This is a genomic window from Solitalea lacus (assembly GCF_022014595.1).
Classification (GTDB): Bacteria; Bacteroidota; Bacteroidia; order Sphingobacteriales; family Sphingobacteriaceae; genus Solitalea; species Solitalea lacus.
In genome coordinates this window covers 3,525,106-3,550,229 of record NZ_CP091740.1, presented here as the reverse complement: position 1 = coordinate 3,550,229, position 25,124 = coordinate 3,525,106, and the positions used below count along the sequence as shown (strand labels likewise).

Genomic DNA, 25,124 nt, shown 5'->3' with positions numbered 1-25,124 from the left:
AATGAATGATCAACTTATAATCGGAGGCAGAGCATTTACTAGCCGCCTTTTTTTGGGGACCGGTAAATTTGGTTCTAACCCAATAATGAAGGCTGCAATTCTATCTTCAGGTTCGGAATTGGTTACCGCTGCTTTAAAGAGGGTGGAGAAGGGGCTTGAGCAGGAAAATTTGCTAAGTACTTTAGAGCTACTTAAGGTTAATCTATTGCCTAATACCTCCGGGGCGCGAACTGCCGAAGAGGCTATTCAATGCGCATTGTTGGCTCGTGAAGTTTTTGAAACAGATTTTTTGAAACTCGAAATACATCCTGATCCTAAATACCTTATGCCTGATCCTGTAGAAACCCTGAAGGCTGCCGAAGAGTTGGTGAAACTGGGTTTTACGGTATTACCTTATATTCATGCCGATCCGGTCATTTGTAAGCGTTTGGAGGATGTTGGAACGGCAGCTGTAATGCCGTTAGGGGCTCCAATCGGTTCTAACCAGGGCTTGGTGAGTCGCAAGTTTTTAGAAATCATTATTGAACAAAGCAGAGTGCCCGTAGTAGTGGATGCCGGAATTGGTCGTCCTTCAGATGCGGCTCTGGCAATGGAAATAGGTGCAGATGCAGTGCTGGTAAATACCGCAATTGCAGGTGCCATTAACCCTGAAAAAATGGCTTCGGCATTCAAAAAAGCTGTTGAAGCTGGTAGGGAAGCATATATATCAGGGTTAGATACTCTTCGTTCTCATGCCGAAGCGAGTAGTCCGTTTACCGAATTTCTTGATTTATTGTAAGATGAGCATGCATAGCTTTACAACTGTATTTAATAATTATTCCTGGGAAGAAACGCTGGATAGTATTTACCGCAAAACGCCTGATGATGTTTTAAGAGCAATTTATACTCCTAAGCGATCACTCGAGGATTTTAAAGCTTTACTTTCTCCTGCTGCATCTCAGTATGTTAAGCTGATGGCTGAAGAAAGCAGGCGTTTGACTCTAAAGCGATTTGGAAAAACTATTCAACTTTATATTCCGCTTTACTTAAGCAACGAGTGCCAAAACATTTGCACCTATTGCGGCTTTAGTTATGATAACAAGTTAGAGCGGAAAACGCTTACAGATGCAGAATTATTAGCTGAAGCTGAATTTGTAAAGTCAATGGGTTACCGGCATGTGTTGCTAGTTTCAGGGGAGGCTAATCAAACGGTAGGGGTTGATTATTTCGAGAATGCTCTGAAACTAATAGGGCCTGTGTTTGATCACGTATCAATGGAGGTGCAGCCATTAGACGAACATGAGTATAAAAAGTTGATGTCACATGGATTAGAAAATGTCCTGGTTTACCAGGAGACTTATCATCGTGAAGATTATAAAATACATCATCCTAAAGGCAAAAAATCAAACTTTGATTATAGATTGGAAACTCCCGACCGCATTGGAAGGGCTGGTGTGCGAAAAATGGGCTTGGGTGTTTTGTTAGGGTTAGACGATTGGCGGGCTGACTGTTTTTTTACCGGTTTACATGTTAATTACCTGGAAAAGGCTTATTGGAAAACTCAATATGGAATTTCTTTTCCTCGTTTACGCCCTTGCAGCGGAGGTTTGCCGCCTAAATTACCTGTTAGCGACCGTGATTTTGTGCAGATAATTTCAGCATACCGTTTATTTAAGCCTGAAATTGAATTGAGTCTTTCTACTCGTGAAACACCTGAATTCAGAGACCAGTTGATTCACCTGGGAATTACCTCCATGAGTGCGGGGTCCAAAACTAATCCTGGCGGGTATACGGTTGCCTCTCAATCACTAGAACAGTTTGAGATCTCTGACGAAAGAAAAGTTCCGGATGTAATTCAGGCTATTAAATCGCAAGGCTATGAACCTGTATGGAAAGATTGGGATAAGACTTTTTAGCATAAACGATTTTTGAGGATTTTGCATGACAAACTTTGAGCGGTATCGCCGGCAATGGATTTTGCCTGAAATAGGATTAAACGGACAAGAAAAGCTTTCTAAAGCTCATGTTTTGGTAATTGGTGCTGGGGGCTTGGGTTGTCCGGTTTTGCAATATCTTACTGCGGCAGGAGTGGGGAAATTAGTGATTGTTGATTTTGATAAGGTTGATTTAACCAATCTGCAACGGCAAGTTCTTTATTCTGTTGAAGATATAGGAAAGGCCAAAAGCATAGTTGCTGCTGATAAATTAAGAAAGCTGAATCCTGAAATCGATATTGAGGCAGTGACAGCCAAACTGGATGAATATAATGCCGATGCCTTAGTTTTATGTGCCGATTTGGTGATTGATGGTTCTGATAATTTTACTACCCGTTATTTGCTGAATTCCTGCTGTGAAAAATTTGAAAAACCATTGGTATATGGTTCAATTCATCGTTTTGAAGGGCAAGTATCGGTTTTTCATTATCATGGTTCTCCAGGGTTGGAAGCCCTGTATCCCGAGCCTCCAGAAGAAATGGAAAATCAAACATGTTCAGAAATAGGAGTAGTAGGAGCATTGCCCGGCTTGGTAGGTAGCGTGCAAGCGTTAGAGGCAATAAAAATTATTACCGGTGCAGGAGAAAGTATGGCAGGTAAACTTTGGGTTTGGAATACATTAACGATGCATCCACAGGTGTTTACTTATTGGGAGCCTGAAAAGAGCCCTCAATCCAATTTTTCAGGTATTGAGAAGCAAATTACCAAGGAAACTTTGCCTGAATTGAAAGCGACTTACCCCAATTTAAGAATTATAGACCTAAGGGAGCCTTACGAGTTTGAGGCCTTTAATATCGGAGGGGAGAGTATTCCGCTTTTAGATTTTACGGAATGCAATTGGTCTGAGTCTTGTCCGGTATTATTGGTTTGCTCCACCGGATTGCGTAGTAAAACGGCTTTAAACTGGATAATGAGTAATTATCCCCAGGTAAAAGCATTTCATTTATCTGAGGGAATAGGAGAGCAGTAATCCAGGTTAAAGGGAATTACTGCTCTCTTAATAGCTTAGATTACTCAAAGTTGAAAGTCAAACCTCCACCTAGAATAAATTGTAACATGGAAGAGTAGCCACTAGCACCAGCACCTGCTCCCCCTGTTCCAAAATATAAACTTCCTCCCACGGCCTGAACTGACGAAAGTAAGGCTGCCTGTACTTTTATGGCTACCTTAGGGGTGGCATAAATGTTTGCGCCTCCTTTTAGTGCCCATGAAAATTTTGTAGCATTTGTGCCGGTTCCGCTAACCGGATTGTCAACATTGAAAATACCAACACCCGCCGCTAATCCAAAATAAGGCTCAACCTTTGGATTAACTTTCATATAACCATTTGCACCTAACATGATAAAATCAAGTTTCATGTCAAAATCGGCATGTCTTATTTGGCCGGTAATATCAGATACATAATCTGTCGGTGCGTTTGTGTCTTGATGAAGGTAAGAAAGTTCAATTCCATAGGATTTTTGTTGTTGAGTTGGTAACATATACTCAACACCTGCTCCCCACTGGAAGCCTCCTTTGATGGTGCCATTAAAATAGGCAGAGTTGCTATAATAAGAATCAACAGCATCGTCAAAAACATAATTTGTGTAACCGTTTATTCTAAAGTTTTGAGCTGAAGAACTTAATGTAGCCCCAATAATAATTAAGAGAAAGATAGAGAGCTTCTTCATAGTGAATTTATTAGAGGTTATAGAAAATGTTTTTAATCTAGATAAACTTGAATTTAATCATTATTCATTGCATTTGAAAATACTTCATTTAACATAATTGATGTTTTATAATAAAAAAGTGATGTGTCAAGGATGATAAAACCTCTTAAAATGCTGCATTAGGTTATTTGTATATGACAATGGAAGATTAATATTGAAATTTATTTCGCTGATAATGAAGTAGAAATAATAATAGTGCGGATTTTTTTTTAAAAACCTTTGGCAAACTTAAAAACCTCCTTATATTTGCACTCCCGTTACAACGATAGCGGCCTTCAATAAAAGAAGGACCCATAGCTTAATTGGATAGAGCATCTGACTACGGATCAGAAGGTTAGGGGTTCGACTCCCTTTGGGTCCACCAAAATTCAATCAATAGCCTGTCAGCAAATGGCAGGCTATTTTAGTTTTAACCAACTTAAAACATGCTGAACTTAGTTTTATTCGGCCCTCCGGGAGCCGGCAAAGGAACTCAATCACAAAAGTTAATCGACAAGTACCAGTTGGTGCATTTATCAACCGGAGATATTCTTCGTGCTGAAATTGCTGCCGGTACAGAATTGGGTTTAGAGGCAAAGAAGTTGATGGATCAGGGAGTTTTGGTGCCAGATGAGGTTGTAATTGGAATGATTAGCAATAAACTTGATGCGAACGCAAGTGCCAAGGGATTTATTTTTGATGGCTTCCCTCGTACTGTTGCTCAGGCAGAAGCTTTAGATCAGTTATTGACTTCAAAGAATACTTCTATCTCAGGTATGGTTGCTTTAGAGGTTGAAAATGAAGAATTGAAAAAACGTTTATTGTTACGTGGAAAAGATTCAGGCCGTCCGGATGATCAGAACCCTGAAATTATTCAAAAACGTATTGATGAATACAATAATAAAACTGCCCCAGTAGCTAACTACTACAAAGGTCAAAATAAGTTTACCGGCGTTTACGGAATTGGTGCTATTGATGAAATTTTCAATAACATCTGCGATGTAGTAGACGCTTATTAATAAAATTCAGTATAAGAAGTACGAATTATGAAGTAGGAAAGACTCTTACTTCTTATTTCGTACTTCTTTCTTTTTAATGCAGTAGTTAAATTTACAATTCATGTAATTTAATTGCGCTTAGCCCCAAAGAATTATGAGTCAAGGTTCCAATTTTGTTGATTATGTACGTATTTGCTGTCGTTCAGGAGCAGGAGGAGCAGGATCTGCCCACTTGCACAGGGATAAAAAAACAGCAAAGGGTGGTCCGGATGGCGGTGATGGCGGTCGAGGTGGCCATATTATTGTGAAAGGGAACAGTCAGCTTTGGACCTTGTTACACTTGAAGTACCGTAAGCATGTTATTGCTGAAAACGGTGAAGGGGGCAGGGCCGCTTTACAAACAGGGGCTCAAGGTAAAGATGAGATTTTGGAGGTGCCTCTGGGTACTGTGATAAAAGATGCCGAAACGGATGAAATTTTACATGAGATTACTCAAGACGGTGAAACCAAAATTATTACCCCTGGAGGTCGTGGAGGGCTAGGTAACTGGCATTTCAAATCGTCAACTAATCAGACGCCTCGATTTGCTCAGCCTGGAGAGGCAGGAAGTGAAGAGTGGCGTGTGTTGGAACTAAAGTTACTGGCTGATGTTGGTTTGGTTGGCTTTCCAAATGCCGGTAAATCAACTTTATTGTCGGTTGTTTCTGCAGCAAAACCTGAAATTGCAGATTACCCTTTTACAACAATGGTTCCTAACCTTGGGGTGGTGGCTTACCGAAATAACAAGTCGTTTGTTATGGCTGATATCCCAGGTATTATTGAGGGTGCTGCTGAAGGCAGGGGACTTGGTTTGCGTTTTTTACGTCATATTGAACGTAACTCGGTACTATTGTTTATGGTACCTGCAGATAGTAAAGATATTAAACAAGAGTACGAAATTTTGTTGAATGAAATTCGTCAATTCAACCCTGAGCTGTTAGATAAACCCCGGGTACTGGCTATTACCAAAAGTGATATGTTGGATGATGAGTTAATGGCTGAAATGAGAAATGAATTGCCGAAAGGGATTCCAGCTCAATTTATCTCGTCGGTTGCGCAAAAAGGTATTACTGAGCTAAAAGATTTATTGTGGAAGGCGATAAACGGCTAACGGTTATCCACTTCCACTTCCCAGAAGGCTGCTGAAACGCTTTCGTCCTCGTTAATGGTCTGCATCATTTCCATGACGTCTTGGTTTCCTGCTTTGTAACTTAAAACCTCAAATACGATAATTGATTCGTTCTTTACTTTGTCGAACTCAAGGTTCATGTTTACAATGCGCATGTTGTATTTTTTGATATAGTCCAAAACGGTTTCCCGAATTCTTTTTTCAGCCTCGTTCGTGCAGTTTACTTTTAAGGTATAACGTTTTTCGCCTTCCTCATACGACGAATATTTGCTGACCACTTGTTTGCCCAGCGGACGTAAAAATACATGCGAAAACAATACAAAAAAGCTGCCTAAAAAAGCCTCGTAACCATAACCCATTCCGCATAAAGCACCAACAGCTCCAGAACACCACACAGTAGCAGCTGTATTTAATCCACTGATGTTAAAATTATCTTTCATAATTACACCGGCTCCTAAAAAACCGATACCTGATGCAATTTGAGCTGCTACACGGGCAGCACTTGATTGATCTCCCATAATTTTAACGCCAAGCAATACAAACAGACAAGATCCAACCGCAACTAATGCATTAGTACGCATGCCAGCCATTTTATGCCTAAGCTGACGCTCTGTGCCAATTACAGCACCTAATAAAAAAGCTACCAACAAGCGTAATTCAACCTGATGAATAAGGAAATTTTCGTTCAATGTTGTCATTTTTAATTTGGTTGAAAATTACGAAATCCCTGAGTTTTTGCTTTATAAACTTTTCTCAGAGTTTTTTAATGTTTTATAATCTATTTAAAACATAGAATAACTATTTGTTGTTTATTGAAAATATATTTGTTTATATTAATAACTATAAACGTAAAAACTATGGAGCTAAAACTTGGCGATATCGCCCCTAATTTCAAAGCACAAACCACCTTCGGTGAAATCGATTTTCATGATTACCTAGGTAATGGTTGGGGTGTTTTTTATTCTCATCCGGCTGATTTTACCCCTGTTTGTACCACTGAACTGGGTAGAACAGCACAATTGAAAGCTGAATTTGACAAGCGTAATGTTAAGGTAATTGCTATTAGCGTAGATCCTCTTGAATCACATTTAAGTTGGATTAAAGACATCAATGAAACGCAGAATACAGAAGTCAACTTTCCAATTATTGCTGATCCGAGTAAAGAAATTTCAAATTTATACGGAATGATTCACCCTAATGCTTCTGATACATTAACAGTGCGATCAGTCTTTGTTATTGGTCCTGATAAAAAAATTAAGTTAACCTTAACATACCCTGCATCAACAGGGAGAAATTTTCAGGAAATTTTGCGTGTTATTGATTCATTGCAATTAACAGCCAACCACAGCGTGGCAACTCCAGTGGATTGGAAGGATGGTGAAGATTGCATCATTGTAAATTCAATTCCAACAGAAGAGGTTCCTGCCCGTTTTCCAAAGGGACATAGAATTGTAAAACCATATTTGCGATACACGCCGCAGCCTAATAAATAAATTCTAGTAAAGAATGCAGAAGAGGCTGTCTCCTATGTTTGCTTTGTCAAATGTAGGAGACAGCCTCTCTGCTTGATATATTATTTGGAAAATTGGAGCTAAAATTTAATACCTATCCGGCCAAAGAAATAGGCACCTCCAAAACCCATTTGAACAGCATCCCACATTCCTCCGCTTTCTGTCAGACCTGGGTCTTGGTGTGAAGGATAGACATCAAAAATATTATTTCCCCCAAAGGTAATATTCACATATTTATTAAAGGTATAACCCAACGATAGGTCGGTAGTTAATTTAGCAGAATAGCTATCAATTACATCATTCCAATTAGTTAAATCCACCCCTGAAAATTGGTTAAATCGAAGAAAAGCGTTGAACTTTTTTACGCGATAATCAAAACTTAAATTGATTTTATAGGGAGGTGCAGAAGCAAGTAAAAAGCTTCTTTCCCTTGGTCCGAAATAGGTGTCTTCTTTTCCTGCTAATTCAGGAGTGGTATGAACTTCGTCCACCCTCATGTCGTTAAAGTTGGCTGCCAATGTTGTATTTAATATACTGTTACCAATGTTAGCTGTGTACGCTGCAATCACATCGAGCCCCATAGTACGCGTATCAACTGCGTTAGTGAAAAATTGAGCAGCGCCTACATTAAGGCTTTCCAGAATAGGACCAATGACATCATCGTCACTTCCGAATAAACCAGTTAGTACAATTCTGTCTTTCACCTGTACCCAATAACCATCAACAGTAAAAGATAAGTTGTTCAGTGGTTTGGCAGTGAAGCCCAAACTGGCATTCAGAGACTTTTCCTCTTTTAACTCCGGAATACCAACCTGACGGGCAATCTCACTATTATTGGGGGCTATAACCTGATCAACAATTTGACCGGCGGCAACGTTGGTAAATGTAGAGCTGAAAGAAATTTGTGGTAAAGAGGGAGCCCTGAATCCTGAACTGAATGACCCCCGTACATTTAATTGCTCCAGTATTTTATAACGGCTGGCAATTTTAAAATTAGCTGTAAATCCAAAATCACTATAGTTTTCCAAACGAACTGCTGCGGCAATCATTAATGCTTTTGTAAGATCAAATTCAGCATCGATGTATCCTCCTATATTGTTTCGGGTTTGAGAAATTTCATCTTTCGGCTGAAATCCCGGAAATCCTTGTGATCCTCCCGGTCGGAAGGTTGTATCTACTCGAACAAAATTATTGCTATCGTCAAACACGGAATCTGTCCTGAACACCACAGGACCATACTGCCTCCATGAATCTTCATTGCCTGCAAAAATTTTATATTGTTCATTTCGGTATTCAACACCCCAGGCCAGGTTAATGTCGTTGTCATTTAAGGCCTTTTCAAACGAACGGTTGAAGTTAGCGATGAGATTTAGTTGGCCCAGGGCAAAACCACCTGCTTCAAAGCTGGTTGGGGAAGCGGCTTCAAGAGATGCATTTAATGTCCCTGTTACATCGTACTCAAAGCGATTTCGGCCATAGGTAGCATTAAAGTCAGCATTCCATAGCCCTAGTTTTGTTCGTATGCCGGCAGAGCCTGAATAATCGGTAATAGTTGATTCAATATGTGGATCAAATCCATTGGGATAAATGGAAATAACATTCCGTTCACTTTCAGGATCACGTGTCCATGCAAATGCATCACCATTTCGTTTGTTAAATCCACCAAAAAAATAGAATTCACTTTTGGTTTTGATTGGAACTCGATTGTTAAGCATCAGTCCAAAATTGGTATAGGATGCATCTCCAAATTGAGCACGGAAATTATCAGGATAGAGCGTATTATAGTTAGGACGGTAGGTTTTATCTTTATGATCTATATCCCCTGTAATATTCATAAAACCACCTTTTTGACCTATTTTGAATCCGTAGTTTGCATTGGCATTGTATTGTTGGCCATCCCATTCAGTGCTTAATATCTTTCCTGAGCCTGATTCAAGAGAATTTCCATAGCCAGTGCTGTTAGCACCAGCAATAAAATTGAAATCAAACTCATCAACGTTTTGTTTTAAGACAATGTTAATTACTCCGGCAATTGCATCAGAACCATACTGTGCGCTAGCTCCATCACGTAAAATTTCAATACGCTCAATTGCGGCAGAAGGAATTGCGTTTAAATCGGTGCCGGTATTGCCTCGGCCGCGACTGCCATATAGGTTGACTAATGAAGACTGATGTCTTCTTTTACCATTGATTAATACTAATGTTTGGTCAGGGCCCATGCCTCTTAGTGTGGCTGGTTCAATATGATCGGCGCCATCTGAGCCACTTTGCCTGTTGGCATTGAAAGAGGGTGCCGCATATTGTAATACCGTATTAATATCAATCATACCTGTGGCATTAGCCAGTTTGGATACAGGAATTAAATCAACCGGTACAGGAGTGTCTGTTACAGAACGTTTAAGGTTACGTGAGCCTACAATCTCCACTTCTGCTAAAGAACTGGTGCTTTCTTCCAATGAGACGTTAAGAGTCTCTCTGTTGTTCAGTAACTCTTCACGAGTGATATAACTGAGTAACGAAAATGTAATGACTGCAGTTTTCGATCCGCATTTAAAAGAGTAATTACCATCGTTATTTGTTTTAGCACCATGAGAGGTGCCTTTTTCTTGAACGCTTACGCCGATCAGGGGATTACCTTGTTTATCGGTTACTTTGCCTTTTAAGGTAAATTGTGCTAAAGCAAGATTGGTAATAAGGATAAATGTGGAAATGAGGAGTAGAGCTTTTTTCATAACTATAGATTTGTTTGATTAATTATGAAAATATAAGAAAAAAGTTCTAAAGTAAAGATAGTCAGTTTGTTAATGGTCTGTTTAGTGATCTTAGCTGTGTTTTTTACTTTACAAAAAAAGGCCACCCTAGGGTAGCCTTGTAGGTTTTAGGGAGGAAATCCGTTAGTCGTGACCTTGCTTTGTACGGTTCTTTTCATCCTCGCTGCTGGTGCTGTTGCGTTGTGATGTCTTCATTTTGGTGTTTCCAAATCGATAGGAGAATGACAAGGTTGCAACGCGGCTATCACGTTTGTTTATGATGTCAAGATCCATTTCAGCGTTTTTAACTTTTGCATGAAATTGCTGGCTGTTGAAAATGTCGTTAACATTTAACTTGATGGATCCTTTTTTATCCAAAATGGATTTCTGAATACCGGCAGATATCATCCATATTGGGGCAATGTCGAACTGGCCGTATAGCATTTTTGAATTATAAAACCCATTTAATTCGGCTTTAAAACCATTTCCAAAAGTAAAGCTGTTTTGCACATTAAAATTAAATCCACTTCCTTTTCTGTCTAATTTTCCGGCAACATCAACACCTTTAAATCTATTATAAAAGGCATTTGCATAAGCATTGGCATTCCACCAATTTGTAAAAGTGACAGGTATGCTAAAACTAACTCCGTAATTATCTTGTGTGCTTAAGTTCGCCTTGGTTACATAAACTGAATTTTCTTCATCACCTTTTCCGGTGAATTCAGTTATAACATCCACAGTGCGGTTGTAGTTAATAGTGGTGGTGTACTTTCCTTTTAAAACGTGGCTTACTTCAAAAATATGGCTGATCTCAGGTTTTAAGTATGGGTTCCCTTTTTGATAAGTATATGGGTCAATTTGGTTACGGAACGGATTCAGGTTCTCATAATCAGGACGTTCTACACGACGACTGAATGAAGCTTGTAATGTGTTGTTTTTGTCAAGTTCGTACTTTACAAAAGTTGTAGGGAATAACTGCAAGTAATTGCGTTTAACCAATGAGTCGGCAGTGGTTCCGTCAAGTTCAATATGCCTTTCATAACCCTGGCTGCGAGTTTGTTCTGCTCTTAATCCTAATTGAATGCTGAGTTTTTTAAACTCTTTGTTAAAATTGATGTATGCAGCATTGATGTTTTCTTTGTAGTCAAATTTGTTAGAAGTACTAATGTCATGAACCCATTCTGAACCAACATTTTGGTTGAAATAATCAATGGCATTTTTTGTAGTAACAAAACTGGTTTTTAAGCCTGCTTCAAATTTTAAGGTCTTGTTAAGTGGATGAATATAATCGGTTTTGGCTGCTATAATTGTAGCTTTTGACGGAATAATGCCTTTCTGAATAATTTGGGGACGATCTTGGTCAGGTTTACCTTCCGAATCATAAAAGCTGGTATTATAAGATTGATTTGAGCCATAAATGTTTCGGGCAAAATCTACATCGGCAGTAAGTTCCTTTCCGCTGGAATCGATATTCAATTTGTAATTAGTATTATAGGTAAAATTATTCCAGTTTTCTGCAATTCGGTTTTGTGCAAAAGTAGTGCTGTTGAGCTGTAAGTTTGGATTAAGCTGCATTGCCGATGTTGGGTTTTTGCTTTCCCAAGTACCAATACTTCCATTTACCATAAAACCAAGGGTGTTTTTGGCATTTAAGTATAAATCAATACCAGCCTTGATGCTGTTATTGTTTGATGGCTTATTCATGCTTGCATGTTGACGGATAATATGACTCAAATCAGAGCTGTTTTCTTGATAGAAATTACGCTCTAGTTCAAGGTTTTGCATGTTCACCCTGTTGCTGTAGTTGTAACTGCCAAATAAGTTAAACTTTTTCTGACGGAAGTTAACGTTGATTCCAGTGTTGCCTTTGCTATATTCGCTACGGCCAAACGAGCCTGTGAAAGTTCCGTTAAAGCCTGAATTGCTTCCCTTTTTAAGCTTGATATTGATTATGCCGGCATTTCCAGCAGCATCATATTTTGCCGGTGGGTTAGTCATTATTTCAACCGTGCTGATAGTGCTTGATGACATGCTTTTAAGCATTTCGGTAAGTTCAGCGCCTGATAAATAACTAGGTTTGCCATCAATTAAAATCATAACTCCTTGCTTACCTTTTAAGCTTACATTGCCGTCGTTATCAACAGTAATGCCTGGAGCCCGTTGAAGTACCTCAATAGCAGTTCCTCCTTCACTTACAATGCTGTTTTCAACATTTAAAACTGTTTTATCTAGCCTTTGCTCAATTAGAGGACGAGTGCTGGTAACAGTTACTTCATTTAAAGTTTTAACAGCTTTAGTTAAAGCAATGTCGTTAAGCTCCTTTTCAATTTCGTTAGCTTTAATTTCAAATGGTTGCGAAGTATAACGTTGATAATCAAATGAACTTATTGCAAGTAGATATTTTCCTGCTTTTACTTTTAGAAATTCAAAGGTTCCGGATTCATCAGTCGTTAATCCTTTTACAGATACAGAATCAGATGCTCGTAAAAGTGCCACGGTAACAAACTCCGCAGGTTTATTATCTGATGATTTCACTGCTCCATATATTCGGGTAATTCCGGTGGTGGAGGTAGAGGTTTGCGCATAGGTAGAAATGCTGTATATAGTTAATACAAAAAGCGCAAAGGTAAATAGTGTTCTCATTGTTGTGTGTTGTTAGTTAGTAGTTCTTTCTTCTTGTTTTTTGCTTACTGTTCGCGACCGGTAAGTATTGTGTTGATGTTTCTGACGTCAAATGTATAAGCGAGGTTGCAGGCAAAATGAATATTTGTGGTAACAAAATTGTTATGCAATGTATATGTTACGGCAATGTACCTTGTAATGCAATATACTTCTGATTTTCAATAGGTATTAATTTGATCTTAGTAAAAAGGCTTATGGATTAAGGTCAAAGTATTTTAGGTAGGAAGGATTTTCTGCGATATTGATAATCACTGAAGCTTGACAAAATATTTTAATAGTTTGATAATATCGAAGTTTTTAAAGCAGCTTGGAATGTGCTAATTACGATTCGAATGAAGTTAAACAACTAATGTTGTTATCATAATTTATCCAATAAATGAAGAAACCATTTTTATTACTCTCATTGTTTATCAGTGTAACAGTTGTAGCTCAACAAAAGAATAATTTCGCGATAATTGAATCTTCCGATTTAGAAAAAACAATAATTCAAAAAGCAGCAACGCTTACTCCTACGGCTTCGCAGTTACGTTGGCAGCAATTGGAGTTGACAGCATTTTTTCATTTTGGAGTAAACACTTTTACCGGTAAAGAATGGGGAACGGGTAAAGAAAATCCTGCAATATTTAATCCCTCTGAACTGGATGCTAAACAATGGGTAAGAGTGGCTAAGGAAGCTGGTATAAAGCAGGTAATTTTAACAGCCAAGCATCATGATGGGTTTTGCCTTTGGCCTAGTAAGTATACCTCGCATTCTGTAAAAAGTAGTCCTTGGAAAAACGGTAAAGGAGATGTTGTAAAGGAAGTTGCCAATGCCTGTAAAGAATTAGGGGTTGGTTTTGGAGTGTATCTTTCACCTTGGGATATGAATTCTCCGTTATACGGTTCTGAAGAATACAACGATTTCTTCGTAAATCAATTAACCGAACTGTTAACTCAATACGGCAGGGTGGATGAAGTTTGGTTTGATGGGGCAAATGGAGAAGGGCCCAATGGCAAAAAACAAGTTTATGATTTTGATCGTTGGTATAAGCTCATTCGGAAATTACAACCGGCAGCAACAATTGCTATTATGGGACCTGATGTTCGTTGGGTGGGTACAGAAACCGGTTATGGCAGAGAAACAGAGTGGAGCGTGGTACCTGCCAATAATTTGGATCAATCGGCAATTGCCGCAAATTCACAACAGGCTATAGCTTTCAAGCCTCAGGGAGATATGATGGGTAATGACTTAGGAAGCAGAGAGAAGATCTTAAAAGCAAAAGGTTTGGTTTGGTATCCTGCTGAAACAGATGTTTCAATCCGACCAGGTTGGTTTTATCATTCAGGAGAAGATAAAAGTGTAAAAACGCCTGAAAAACTATTTGATATTTATTACAACTCAGTAGGTAAAAACTCTGTTTTGTTACTGAATATTCCACCGGATAAAAGAGGATTGATAAATGAGAACGATGTTCAATCTTTACGAGGTTGGAAGCAGCTTCGCGATCAGACATTTAAGCTTAATTTGGTTCAGAATGCCATTATAAAAGCTTCAAGTAATAAAAACACAAACGCAATGCTTGATGGAAAGTACAATACTTTTTGGATTGCACCCGTAAGAGATACAACGGCTATTTTGGAATTTGAACTTAAAGGAACTAAGACATTTGATGTACTATGCCTTCAGGAAAACATTGAAATTGGTCAAAGGGTTGAAAGATTTGTGTTTGAAAGCTGGAATGGCAAAGCTTGGGAAAAAATAACAGAAGGAACCACCATTGGTTATAAGCGTTTGCTTCGTTTTGAGCCTGTAACGAGTGATAAAGTTCGTTTACGCATTGTGGCTTCAAGGTTAAATCCTTCACTTTCAGAATTTGGGCTTTATAAGCAGGCTAATTAAATACAGAACGGTTTTGTTAATGGTTATTTTTGTTAACTCAAATTTATAGTTTGACAAATATTTTTGTCTAATTTTCATTTCATTTACTTCTTGATAAAGTATTTTAAATGAACTTGTTGTATCTGGTTAATATATTTTGTTATTTTAGCCACAATAAGTTCATAAGGTACATTTATGAAGAACGCTCGGTTATTTTTGCTCGTTGTTCTAATTTTTTCGCTCTCATCGTGTTTAAAAAATGAAAAATCTAACGCTGTTATTCATGAAAAAGAAGAACAGCCAAAGAAAAACGTTTCTGCCTATAGCGGTTCTAAACAATTAAACTTTAAAAAATCATTTTCGGGAAAAATCAATAAACGAGAAGAAGTTTTTGTTAGTCTTTCAGCTAAAGAGGGCAAAGTAAAAGGAATTGCCGTTGTGAAAAAAAGTGGCAAACGAATTCCTATTGAAGGTGAAATTGATGAAAAGGGACATCTTAAAGCCAAAGTCTTATTAGAAAAGGGGTTGAAGCATGAGATGAATGCTGATTTGATGAATGGGGAATTGAAAGGAGGTTTTATCGATCCCAAAACCGAACGGATTGATTCAGTAAGTTTAAAAGAAAGTTTTACTCAGGTAGAGCCGGATAAGGATCTGGAATGGGTGAAGGATCCTGGTGTGACTAATGAAGGGTTTAAACAAATTCTTTGGTTGCAAAACCGTTTCGTACCACAGTTGAGAGACTCGTTGATGACCATTATAGTAAATACAGAATATGTATATACTTGTCCTAAGCCGGTAAGAGCCGTTTTGGGTTATTACAGCAGAGTGGCAGGTGCTGACTATGCAATTGCCGACGGTGAGCCCAATACCAATTATTCAGGAATTAAAAACCTGTTAATTGATGCTTTGGATTTTGGTTACCAGGGATCTAACAAACAATTGAGCTTTCTCAATTATTGGTTCAGAAAGGAGCCCAAATTGTTGAAGCAAATTAATAACGGGTATTTTGTTTCTTATGGGACTCATTGGTTTCGCCAGTTCGATTCTATTAATCTAAGGTACAATGGAGATTCGATTTTGGTGAACTACACCTACTTTGATTGTGACATGAGTAAAGCTGATCGGTGGGAAATTGCAGGTGTGGGTAAATTTAGAATTGAAGGAGATATGATCAAACTGATTGAGCAAAGAACAGATACATTGCGTGTAGTGCCTCTAACTCAAACGAAGTAAGTCCGCAACAGAATTTGATAGCTGAAATTCTCGAAATTTTAAAATATTAAACGGTAGCAATTAATTGCTGCCGTTTTTGTTTCTGACCGCCTGAATAATAAAAGATATTTTTGTCTTTTATTATTTCCGTTCATACATTTGAGGCAATAAAGGACAATTTTATCCGAAATAATAAACTAAAACTAAAATGAACAACGTAAAACGATTATGGCTATTATTTGCAATAGTAATGGGCCTTTCCTTTGCCGTACTTGGTTATTATGGTATAAAAATTTATCAGGAGGCGCCTCCAATTCCTGAAAAAATCATAACAACCAATGGCGAGGTGATATTTACAGGTGTGGAAATTAAAGAAGGACAGAATGTATGGCAGAGTATCGGCGGACAGGAAGTTGGATCTATTTGGGGGCATGGATCGTACGTTGCACCAGACTGGACTGCAGATTGGTTGCATCGTGAGGCCGTATTTATACTTGATAAATGGGCTCAAAAGTATTATGAAGTTAATTATAACGACTTAAACGAGGAGAATAAAGCCTTTTTAAAGGCTAAACTTCAAAAAGACTTAAGGAAGAACACTTACCATCCTGAAAATAAAACTATAACTGTTTCCTCGGATCGGGAAATGGCAATTAATTCGTTAAGCGATTATTACTCAAGATTATTTACGAATGATCCCCAATTTGATAAGTTACGGGAGCATTACGCGATTCCTAAAAACTCCATTAAAGATCAGGAGCGTCTTAAAAAATTAAACGCATTTTTATTTTGGGCAACATGGGCTACAGTTACCGAAAGGCCTGGTTCGGCTGTTTCTTATACACATAACTGGCCGGCTGATGATTTGGTTGGAAATGGTCCTACTAAAGATTTATTGGCATGGTCGGGAGTAAGTATCATCCTCTTGTTATTTTGTGTAGGCGTAATGGTTTTCCATCATGTTCGGTCTGGAGAAGAGGAGTCTTTGCCAGTGCCAGCTGAAGATCCACTTATCAGGGAAAAGCTAACTCCTTCAATGATTGCTGTTAAAAAGTACTTTTTTGTAGTAAGTCTGCTGGTTGTTTTGCAAGTCGTATTAGGCGTAATTACAGCTCATTATGGTGTTGAAGGAGATGGATTCTTTGGCATCCCGCTCGGAGAGATTATTCCTTATTCGGTAACAAGAACATGGCATACACAGTTAGCTATATTTTGGATTGCTACTGCATGGCTTGCAACAGGTTTGTATATCGCACCTGCAGTTGGAGGGAAGGACCCTAAATTTCAGGTTTTTGGTGTTAACTTCTTGTTTATCGCTTTACTGATTATCGTAGTAGGATCTATGATAGGCCAGTGGATGGGAGTGATGCAGAAACTTAACCTTATTGATAACTTTTGGTTCGGGCATCAGGGGTATGAATATGTGGACCTGGGAAGATTCTGGCAATTATTCTTATTTGTAGGGCTCTTCGTATGGCTGGCATTAATGATAAGACCTTTAATACCACTCTTGAAAAGGAAGGTAGAAGAAAGAAACATGATTATTTTATTCTTGATTTCTTGTACCGCCATAGCAATGTTTTATGGTGCAGGTTTAATGTGGGGCCGCCAAACTAACCTGGCTATTGCCGAGTATTGGAGATGGTGGGTAGTGCATTTATGGGTTGAAGGATTTTTTGAGGTCTTTGCCACTGTAGTAATTGCGTTTCTTTTCGTTAGACTAGGATTGTTAAAAACCAAAACCGCTACCTTAAGTGTGTTAATGTCAACGATCGTTTTCATGTCTGGAGGGATAATTGGAACTTTTCACCATTTATATTTTACAGGAACGCCAACAGCGGTGATGGCCCTTGGCGCTACTTTCAGCGCCTTGGAAGTTGTTCCATTGACATTAATGGGATTTGAGGCTTACCATAACTATAGATTGTCAAAATCTTCAAAATGGCTTGCTGATTATAAATGGCCAATCCGTTTCATGATTGCAGTTGCATTCTGGAATTTCTTAGGAGCCGGAGTATTCGGTTTTATAATCAATCCTCCAATTGCACTTTATTATGTACAAGGATTAAATACAACTCCATTGCATGGTCACACAGCTTTATTTGGAGTATACGGAATGCTTGGTATTGGTTTGATGCTATTTGTTCTTAGAAGTATGTATCGCCATCTTGCATGGAATGACAAGTTATTGAAATTTACCTTCTGGTCAATAAATATGGGACTGTTTTTAATGGCGATCTTAAGTTTACTTCCAGTAGGCGTATGGCAGGCCCTTGAAAGCATTGAGCATGGTATGTGGTATGCACGTTCCGCCGAATTAATGCAACATCCAACAATGATAACCTTAAAATGGATGAGGGCAATTGGCGATTCTATTTTTGGAATAGGGACCTTAACCTTATGCTGGTTTGTGTTAGAATTAATTTTTAAACAAAAAACACAGACTGAAACTTCTTTCCATAATACTGAATTAAAAGGTAAAAAATATAAAACAGCAGTCAGAGAGACTCAAGATATAGCGAGTAATTAAAGTTAGATTGTTGTTGAGAAATTACTGACAAAAATCGACTTACGAATAACTCACTCAGATTTTGATCGTTAATTAAAATCCGGGTGCGCAACAATAAAATAAAAGGTTGTCTCCTATGTTTGAAAAACTAAGAGATGGCCTTTTGTTTTTACTGCTCTCCTGTTTTCAAAGCCCAATCCTTCCATGCACACAGAATGTTCACGTTTCGTGAACAGAGTTATTAGTTACATTAGTGCTACTACGCATCCCTAAGCCCTTCTAATAGTGCCTGCCAGGTTTCTAAAGGTCGTTTTTGAAGAACAGCCGATATGCGATCAATAAGCAATGTATCATTGTCGAGCATCTTTTTAACCTTTCGGAGCGTACAAACTCCGGATGAAGTACTGGGTTAAAATTGCTCATGGTACTGTTGTTTAATTCGTGCTGCAGTTTCTTGATTTCGGCTATCTATACTGGTAATGAGTTCGGTGTAGGCCAGCAGGGGAGGAACTATAGTGGGAGGAATACCTAATTGCAAGAGTAAAGCATCGTTCCAAAAGGGCTCTACTAATTCAATTTCACCACCTTTATCCGGCACCAATCTTAAGTTTCGCATAATGGTTGTATCCGGCAGCTTGGTGTAAATAGTGAACAATTCTGGTTGCAAATAATTAGTGAACAATGCACCGGCAGCTTCGCCTCCCCAATAGAACTGGTCAATTGGCAGATTTTTCCAATTATTCCGGTCTTCATTACGCAAAAAGCGAAAGTTCCCTTTTAATAATTTGGGCCGCAATGTCGTGCAATAAGCCTCTATCCATCTTTTTTGCAAACGTTCTTTGTGCTCAAGATATAGCCAATCGTTTCCATTGTTTTTACCGTTGATAATAAATCCCTCTTCTTTTAATTCCTCTATAAAGGGTCCGATGTTACCCAGCGAAACATTAGTTAACTCCGCTATTTGACGGTAGGGCTTGTTTAATAACTCAGGGTACAAAAGAACTCCGAAAAGAAATTTCACCCCAGCCTGTTTCCATATTTTGCCTTGTTCCATTTTCCGGAAAGGGGTTACAGCCTGATCAGTGATATAAAAAAACAATTCAGCTTGTTTAATGAAACAGTTCCCGGCTGCGTCTAGGTAATTAATGTTGAGATTTTTCAGTTTTTCTTTTACTGGCTTAGGAATGTATTGACATACTAATAAACGAGCTTTAACAGCAGTTCCAAGTTCTGCTAAAATAGAGGGCAAATGAATGTCGCGGATTTCATTTTTAATCAACACCTCAAATGTCCATGCCTTCAGTCCGTTGTTGATCGTTGCAACAGTATTACCCTTTTTATCTTTATTTTCCTTAATCATTATTCCAGTTATGCTATTGAAGTTCCGGATAGCAGTTTGTAAAGTTTCACCACCTTTCATTTGTTCAAAATTTACAATGGTTCATGATTCATGAACAATCAAATATATTGAACAAAACAGGGGTTTGCAAACATCATACCCTGCTTTCCATAGCGCTCAGGAGAAGTTTTATGTTTTATACCCTATTCCTATGGTCGCTAAAGCGTTCAAAATTTATTGCTTTAGTTGCTAATATAATTATCATCTGGGCGCAAAATCCTTTACCTGATTATCAAGCAACCAGATGAGCAAGCAAAAAGTCAGAAGATAATTAAGATATAAAACTATTTAATCAGGTTAAATTTTAATATGTTGTACTATTTTGGTGAATGTTTGACGTATCGATCCAACTCATCAAGTTGATCACCGTAATTAGTTGTGGATTGTAAATTCGGGGGGACATAAAAAATAAAAGGCTGCCCCTTTTGGAGACAGCCTTAGTTGTTGTAGCCCATAGGGGAGTCGAACCCCTCTTTCAAGAATGAAAATCTTACGTCCTAACCGATAGACGAATGGGCCAATTGTTTATAAAAGTTTGTTTTAACTTTAGTAGCCCATAGGGGAATCGAACCCCTCTTTCAAGAATGAAAATCTTGCGTCCTAACCGATAGACGAATGGGCCAAGTTATTGGCATTGTTTAGTGTTTCAAATCAATGGATTCAATTCTTCTAATTGAATCTTAGTAGCCCGTAGGGGAATCGAACCCCTGTTTCAAGAATGAAAATCTTGCGTCCTAACCCCTAGACGAACGGGCCATTTAAAGTCTTATTTCAAAATTTTAAACTACTGCTTACTGCAAGCTTGTTTAAAATACAATTTTTGGTAGCCCATAGGGGAGTCGAACCCCTCTTTCAAGAATGAAAATCTTGCGTCCTAACCGATAGACGAATGGGCCATCGTTTTTTTAACGGACTGCAAAAATAGGAGAAAAAACATTCGATTAAAATTTTTTTTAAAAAAATCATTTTGTCTCTGGATTGGATATTGAAACTGATATTTTTGAGGGCCAATAAATCATACATCATGAGTAAAATAAGAGTAGCTATCAATGGTTTCGGCCGTATTGGTCGAGTGTTTTTACGCAGGGCATTGTTAAGAAAGGAAATTGAGGTCGTTGCGATCAATGACCTGACCGATGCATCAACCATGGCTCACTTGTTTAAATACGATTCTATCCATAGAGCCTTTTCCGGTGAAGTAACTTGTGATGAACGAAATTTATATATCAACGGAGCTGCTATTCAAATTTTCAATGAAAAGGACCCTGCTCACTTGCCATGGGAAAAATTGAATATTGACGTTGTGATTGAATCGACAGGTAAGTTTACCACTAAGGAGAAAGCTGAACAGCATATTAACTCCGGAGCTAAACGGGTTATTATTTCTGCTCCATCGCCTGATAAGGAAGTGCCAACTATTGTATTGGGAGTAAATGAACATTTGCTTAACGCTTCGAAGCAGATCATATCCAATGCTTCATGTACCACTAATAACCTGGCCCCAATGATAAAAATACTTGACGATTTATGGGGAGTTGAAAGCGGCTACATTACTACTGTCCATTCTTATACAGGAGATCAGTCGTTACATGATTCTCCGCATAAAGATTTGCGCAGGGCCAGAGCTGCAGCACAATCTATTATTCCGACAACAACTGGTGCTGCCAAAGCCATTACTTCTGTGTTTCCGCATTTAGAAGGGAAGTTGGGTGGCGCAGGTATCAGAGTTCCGGTTCCTAATGGCTCATTAACCGATTTTACCTGTGTTTTAAGAACGGTTCCTTCAGTGCAGGAAATAAATGAAGCTTTTTTAGCAGCTTCACAGAATGAATTAAAAGGAATTCTGGAGTATACAGTTGATCCAATTGTCTCTGTAGATGTTTTGGGTAATCCTTATTCTTGTGTTTTTGATTCACAGCTTACTTCTGTTGTAGGAGAGATGGTTAAAGTAGTGGGTTGGTACGATAACGAATTTGGTTATTCGAGCCGTTTGGTGGATTTGATACTAAAATGGTATCAGGTATAAAAAGTTCAATACAGCCATAAACAAGGGTTTTAAGTTGATTAAAATCAAAGTTTAATCAATTTTAGATTGTATGAGAAAAACTATCAGGATTATCGTATTTTCGCGGCGCTCAGAATCTGGTCGGGGAGAGATTCGTAAGAGTAATTTTTAACTTTTGCTCAATACGTAATAACTGCTCACTGTTAATTCATAAATGAATATGAACACTATTGACAACTTCAACTTTTCAGGCAAAAAAGCGTTAATCCGAGTGGATTTTAACGTTCCATTAAACGAAAGCTTTGAGATTACTGATGATACCCGCATTCAGGAATCGGCCCCAACCATTAAAAAGATTTTGGCAGACGGCGGAATGCCGATTTTGATGTCGCACTTAGGACGGCCGAAAGGTGTTGAAGAAAAGTATTCATTAAAACATGTTCAAGCACATGTGGCAAAGGTAATGGGAGCAGAAGTAATCTTTGCTTCTGATTGTGTGGGAGATGTTGCCGAAAATGCAGCTGTTGGATTAAAACCTGGACAGATTTTATTGCTTGAGAATTTACGTTTCCATAAAGAAGAAGAAGCAGGTGATGAAGCTTTCGCTCAAAAGCTTGCCAAGCTAGGTGATATTTACGTTAATGATGCTTTTGGTACGGCCCATCGTGCACATGCTTCAACTGCAATTATTGCAAAGTTCTTCCCTAAAGCAAAATGCTTTGGTTATTTGATGGCTAAGGAGATTGTCGCTATTGATAAAGTGCTTAAAAACGGAGAAAAACCGGTAACAGCAGTGTTGGGCGGTTCTAAAGTTTCTTCAAAAATCACCATCATTAACAAAATGCTTGATACTGTTAACAATATAATTATTGGTGGCGGTATGACCTATACTTTTGTGAAAGCGAAAGGCGGTAAAGTGGGTGCTTCAATCTGTGAAGATGATAAAATGGAGTTAGCGCTGGATATTTTAAAGCAAGCAGAAGCTAAAGGTGTAAATATTTACATTCCACTGGATGTAATTGCTGCTGACTCATTTAATAATGATGCTCATACCCAGGTAGTTGAAGTGGATGCAATTCCGGATGGTTGGCAAGGATTGGACGCAGGTCCGAAAACCCTGGTTAAATTTGCAGAGGTGGTTAAAGGTTCAAAAACCATTTTATGGAATGGTCCTTTGGGTGTATTTGAGTTCGATAATTTTTCCAATGGAACCAAGGCTTTGGGCGATGCTATAGGTGAAGCTACAGCTTCGGGTGCCTTCTCTTTAGTTGGCGGTGGTGATTCAGTTGCTGCCGTGAAACAATTTGGCTTTCAAAATAAGGTTAGCTATGTTTCTACCGGTGGCGGTGCTATGCTTGAATCACTAGAAGGTAAAGAACTTCCAGGTATTAAAGCTATTTTAGAATAATTGATAAGATAAGGAGGGCAATGTTGTTGTCTTCCTTATTTTTTATCATAAAAAATGTATTAACTTAATATTTCAATAAACTTTTACTGCCTGTTACTTAACAAGCTGTTTTATGTCATTAAATTCAATCTTTCAATTTTTTGTTCCTAAGGACAAAAAATTCTTTCCCCTGTTTGAGCAAGCAACTTCCAACCTTACCACCATGTCGGGTGTTATGGTTGAATTAATCAATACCAAGACGGTAGATGAGCGTAATGCTCTGATTCGTAAAATTGACGACTTGGAGCACGTGGGAGATAGCATAACGCATGCTATCCTAACAGAGTTGAGCAGTAATTTCATTACTCCTTTTGATCGTGAAGATATTCATGATCTGGCGTCGGTTATTGACGACGTGGCTGACTTCTTAAATGGTTCAGCTAAAGATTTCCTGCTTTATGATATTATTGATTTTTCACCTTCTATTAAAGAGCTGGTAAATCTTATTCACCAAGGAGCAGAGCAGCTTCAAATTGCAGTAAGAGAGCTGAATAGCTTGAAAAATATTAAAGCAATTAATGAGGCTATTGTTAAGATTCACAGTCTTGAAAACAAAGCAGATAATGTTTTGGATCAGGCACTGGCTGATTTGTTTAAGCATGAGGAAGATGTGAAAGAATTGATTAAGATGAAAGAAGTTCTTTCTATGCTTGAACTGGCAACAGATAAGTGTGAAGACGCTGCCAATGTAATTTCTTCAATTGTATTAAAGAACTCATAAGGCACGTTTAAAGAATGACTCTGCTGATTATTATCATCGTTTTAGCCCTGATATTCGATTTTATCAATGGTTTTCACGATGCTGCAAACTCAATTGCAACCATAGTATCCACCAAAGTACTAACTCCTGTTCAGGCAGTAATTTGGGCGGCATTTTTTAACGTAATGGCTTTTTGGATATTTGAACTGCATGTTGCTGATACAATTGCCAAAACCGTTAAAACAGATGCCATTACCCTTGAGGTTATATTCGCAGGATTATCTGCTGCTATTATCTGGAATCTTATCACCTGGTGGGCAGGAATTCCTTCAAGCTCCTCTCATACCTTAATTGGAGGCTTTGCCGGAGCTGCTATTGCTCATGCTGGTTTTGGTGTAGTGAAAATAGATGTGATTATGCCAATTCTGCTATTTATCGTTGCTGCTCCAATAATCGGAATGCTTATTTCATATTTCATTTCGGTCATTATGTTGTGGTTATGTCGTAAGGGTAATCCATATAAGCTGAATAATTCATTTAAAGGCTTACAATTGCTTTCATCGGCTATGTTTAGCTTAGGACATGGAGGTAATGATGCGCAAAAGGTAATGGGTATTATTGCAGCCGCATTAGTTGTATATGCTAATCAGCATCCTGATAATCTTCCACAATGGATGGTTGTAATTCGCGAGGCCGGTAAGATCAAGCATATTCCTTCATGGGTGATAATCGGTTGTTACTCTGCAATTGGTTTTGGTACATTGTTTGGCGGTTGGAAAATCGTTAAAACCATGGGTACTAAAATAACCAAGATGACTCCGTTTGAAGGTGTTGCTGCAGAAATGGCTGGTGCAGTTACACTTTTTACCACCGCTGAGTTGGGTATCCCGGTTAGTACTACTCATACTATTACCGGTTCAATTATCGGAGTGGGCTTAACTAAGCGGATTTCTGCAGTAAGATGGGGAGTAACCATTAGTCTTTTATGGGCTTGGGTGCTAACTATCCCTATTTCAGGTTTGTTTGCAGCCGGCTTTTACTGGTTGTTAACGGCACTAAATATTGTTGCCAACTAGATTTGATTTTTTCCCCCACTTTTCTCCACGCGAAAGCATTTTTTGCAACTCCCTTGCTTTCGCCTGGAGATTATATAGTTCTATTTAACTAATTCTCATCTTTATTTTCTGCGTTTTAACACTTTAAATGTGGAAAACCTATGTT

18 protein-coding genes and 5 tRNA genes are annotated in these 25,124 nt (G+C 38.4%); 14 read left to right on the top strand and 9 right to left on the bottom strand.

Annotation, left to right across the window (positions count from 1 at the left end; translation table 11 throughout):
* Window position 1 precedes the first annotated feature (1 nt).
* The 3 genes from L2B55_RS15235 to moeB are packed head-to-tail and all read left to right on the top strand — an operon-like array spanning window position 2 to window position 2,943.
* Window positions 2-778: a thiazole synthase gene (locus L2B55_RS15235; RefSeq protein ID WP_237847024.1), complete on the top strand. Its 777-nt coding sequence runs from the start codon at window positions 2-4 to the stop codon at window positions 776-778.
* A 7-nt stretch (window positions 779-785) separates the two neighbouring features.
* Window positions 786-1,895 carry a 2-iminoacetate synthase ThiH gene (gene thiH / locus L2B55_RS15230; RefSeq protein WP_237847023.1) on the top strand — a complete coding sequence of 370 codons (1,110 nt, stop codon included), beginning with the start codon at window positions 786-788 and terminating at the stop codon, window positions 1,893-1,895.
* Between the two features lie 25 nt (window positions 1,896-1,920).
* Window positions 1,921-2,943 carry a HesA/MoeB/ThiF family protein gene (gene moeB / locus L2B55_RS15225; RefSeq protein ID WP_237847022.1) on the top strand — a complete coding sequence of 341 codons (1,023 nt, stop codon included), beginning with the start codon at window positions 1,921-1,923 and terminating at the stop codon, window positions 2,941-2,943.
* Window positions 2,944-2,983: 40 nt separating this feature from the next.
* Here moeB and L2B55_RS15220 read toward each other — a convergent pair whose 3' ends face one another.
* Entirely contained in the window at window positions 2,984-3,643 is a 660-nt protein-coding gene (locus L2B55_RS15220) for an outer membrane beta-barrel protein (protein ID WP_237847021.1), read from the bottom strand.
* A gap of 326 nt (window positions 3,644-3,969) precedes the next feature.
* On the opposite strand from L2B55_RS15220, the gene L2B55_RS15215 reads away from it, so the two are divergent.
* The 3 genes from L2B55_RS15215 (at window position 3,970) to obgE (ending at window position 5,809) form a co-directional block, all read left to right on the top strand.
* A tRNA-Arg gene (locus tag L2B55_RS15215) sits at window positions 3,970-4,046 on the top strand.
* A gap of 61 nt (window positions 4,047-4,107) precedes the next feature.
* On the top strand, window positions 4,108-4,680 hold the full coding sequence (locus L2B55_RS15210; protein ID WP_237847020.1) for an adenylate kinase: 573 nt from the start codon (window positions 4,108-4,110) through the stop codon (window positions 4,678-4,680).
* Window positions 4,681-4,813: 133 nt separating this feature from the next.
* The gene (gene obgE / locus L2B55_RS15205; RefSeq protein ID WP_237847019.1) at window positions 4,814-5,809 is read left to right on the top strand and encodes a GTPase ObgE; all 996 of its coding nucleotides are present in this window, start codon (window positions 4,814-4,816) and stop codon (window positions 5,807-5,809) included.
* Here the strand turns inward: obgE and L2B55_RS15200 are convergent.
* Complete coding sequence (locus L2B55_RS15200) at window positions 5,806-6,525, bottom strand: MgtC/SapB family protein (protein WP_237847018.1); 720 nt, start codon at window positions 6,523-6,525, stop codon at window positions 5,806-5,808. The genes obgE and L2B55_RS15200 overlap by 4 nt on opposite strands.
* Before the next feature lie 159 nt (window positions 6,526-6,684).
* Here L2B55_RS15200 and L2B55_RS15195 point away from each other — a divergent pair, with 159 nt between their 5' ends.
* Window positions 6,685-7,320 carry a peroxiredoxin gene (locus L2B55_RS15195; protein ID WP_237847017.1) on the top strand — a complete coding sequence of 212 codons (636 nt, stop codon included), beginning with the start codon at window positions 6,685-6,687 and terminating at the stop codon, window positions 7,318-7,320.
* Between the two features lie 98 nt (window positions 7,321-7,418).
* On the opposite strand, the gene L2B55_RS15190 is transcribed toward L2B55_RS15195, so the two are convergent.
* Both L2B55_RS15190 and L2B55_RS15185 read right to left on the bottom strand, forming a co-directional pair.
* Window positions 7,419-10,070 carry a TonB-dependent receptor gene (locus tag L2B55_RS15190; RefSeq protein ID WP_237847016.1) on the bottom strand — a complete coding sequence of 884 codons (2,652 nt, stop codon included), beginning with the start codon at window positions 10,068-10,070 and terminating at the stop codon, window positions 7,419-7,421.
* Between the two features lie 162 nt (window positions 10,071-10,232).
* Window positions 10,233-12,731, bottom strand: a complete 2,499-nt coding sequence (locus L2B55_RS15185) for an outer membrane beta-barrel protein (protein WP_237847015.1) — start codon at window positions 12,729-12,731, stop codon at window positions 10,233-10,235.
* Between the two features lie 415 nt (window positions 12,732-13,146).
* On the opposite strand from L2B55_RS15185, the gene L2B55_RS15180 reads away from it, so the two are divergent.
* The 3 genes from L2B55_RS15180 to L2B55_RS15170 all read left to right on the top strand — a co-directional run bounded on the left by L2B55_RS15180 (window position 13,147) and on the right by L2B55_RS15170 (window position 18,373).
* The gene (locus L2B55_RS15180; RefSeq protein ID WP_237847014.1) at window positions 13,147-14,649 is read left to right on the top strand and encodes an alpha-L-fucosidase; all 1,503 of its coding nucleotides are present in this window, start codon (window positions 13,147-13,149) and stop codon (window positions 14,647-14,649) included.
* 174 nt (window positions 14,650-14,823) lie between these two features.
* Window positions 14,824-15,864 carry a hypothetical protein gene (locus L2B55_RS15175; RefSeq protein ID WP_237847012.1) on the top strand — a complete coding sequence of 347 codons (1,041 nt, stop codon included), beginning with the start codon at window positions 14,824-14,826 and terminating at the stop codon, window positions 15,862-15,864.
* 187 nt (window positions 15,865-16,051) lie between these two features.
* Complete coding sequence (locus L2B55_RS15170; RefSeq protein ID WP_237847011.1) at window positions 16,052-18,373, top strand: nitric-oxide reductase large subunit; 2,322 nt, start codon at window positions 16,052-16,054, stop codon at window positions 18,371-18,373.
* Between the two features lie 388 nt (window positions 18,374-18,761).
* On the opposite strand, the gene L2B55_RS15165 is transcribed toward L2B55_RS15170, so the two are convergent.
* From L2B55_RS15165 to L2B55_RS15145, 5 genes are all read right to left on the bottom strand, one after another.
* On the bottom strand, window positions 18,762-19,772 hold the full coding sequence (locus L2B55_RS15165; protein ID WP_237847010.1) for a type IV toxin-antitoxin system AbiEi family antitoxin: 1,011 nt from the start codon (window positions 19,770-19,772) through the stop codon (window positions 18,762-18,764).
* A gap of 426 nt (window positions 19,773-20,198) precedes the next feature.
* Window positions 20,199-20,270 (bottom strand) — tRNA-Glu (locus tag L2B55_RS15160).
* Window positions 20,271-20,301: 31 nt separating this feature from the next.
* Window positions 20,302-20,373 (bottom strand) — tRNA-Glu (locus L2B55_RS15155).
* A gap of 62 nt (window positions 20,374-20,435) precedes the next feature.
* Window positions 20,436-20,507: transfer RNA gene (locus L2B55_RS15150), tRNA-Glu, on the bottom strand.
* 65 nt (window positions 20,508-20,572) lie between these two features.
* A tRNA-Glu gene (locus tag L2B55_RS15145) sits at window positions 20,573-20,647 on the bottom strand.
* A 137-nt stretch (window positions 20,648-20,784) separates the two neighbouring features.
* Between L2B55_RS15145 and gap the strand changes: the two genes are divergently transcribed.
* The 4 genes from gap to L2B55_RS15125 all read left to right on the top strand — a co-directional run bounded on the left by gap (window position 20,785) and on the right by L2B55_RS15125 (window position 24,979).
* Window positions 20,785-21,777 (top strand): type I glyceraldehyde-3-phosphate dehydrogenase, encoded by a 993-nt coding sequence (gene gap, locus L2B55_RS15140; protein WP_237850300.1) that lies wholly within the window; start codon window positions 20,785-20,787, stop codon window positions 21,775-21,777.
* A 199-nt stretch (window positions 21,778-21,976) separates the two neighbouring features.
* A complete protein-coding gene (locus tag L2B55_RS15135) occupies window positions 21,977-23,164 on the top strand; it encodes a phosphoglycerate kinase (protein ID WP_276573975.1) in 1,188 nt (395 codons plus the stop codon).
* 112 nt (window positions 23,165-23,276) lie between these two features.
* Window positions 23,277-23,924, top strand: coding sequence for a DUF47 domain-containing protein (locus L2B55_RS15130; RefSeq protein WP_237847008.1), 648 nt, complete (start codon window positions 23,277-23,279; stop codon window positions 23,922-23,924).
* A gap of 14 nt (window positions 23,925-23,938) precedes the next feature.
* The gene (locus L2B55_RS15125; protein ID WP_237847007.1) at window positions 23,939-24,979 is read left to right on the top strand and encodes an inorganic phosphate transporter; all 1,041 of its coding nucleotides are present in this window, start codon (window positions 23,939-23,941) and stop codon (window positions 24,977-24,979) included.
* The last annotated feature ends 145 nt before the right edge of the window (window positions 24,980-25,124 follow it).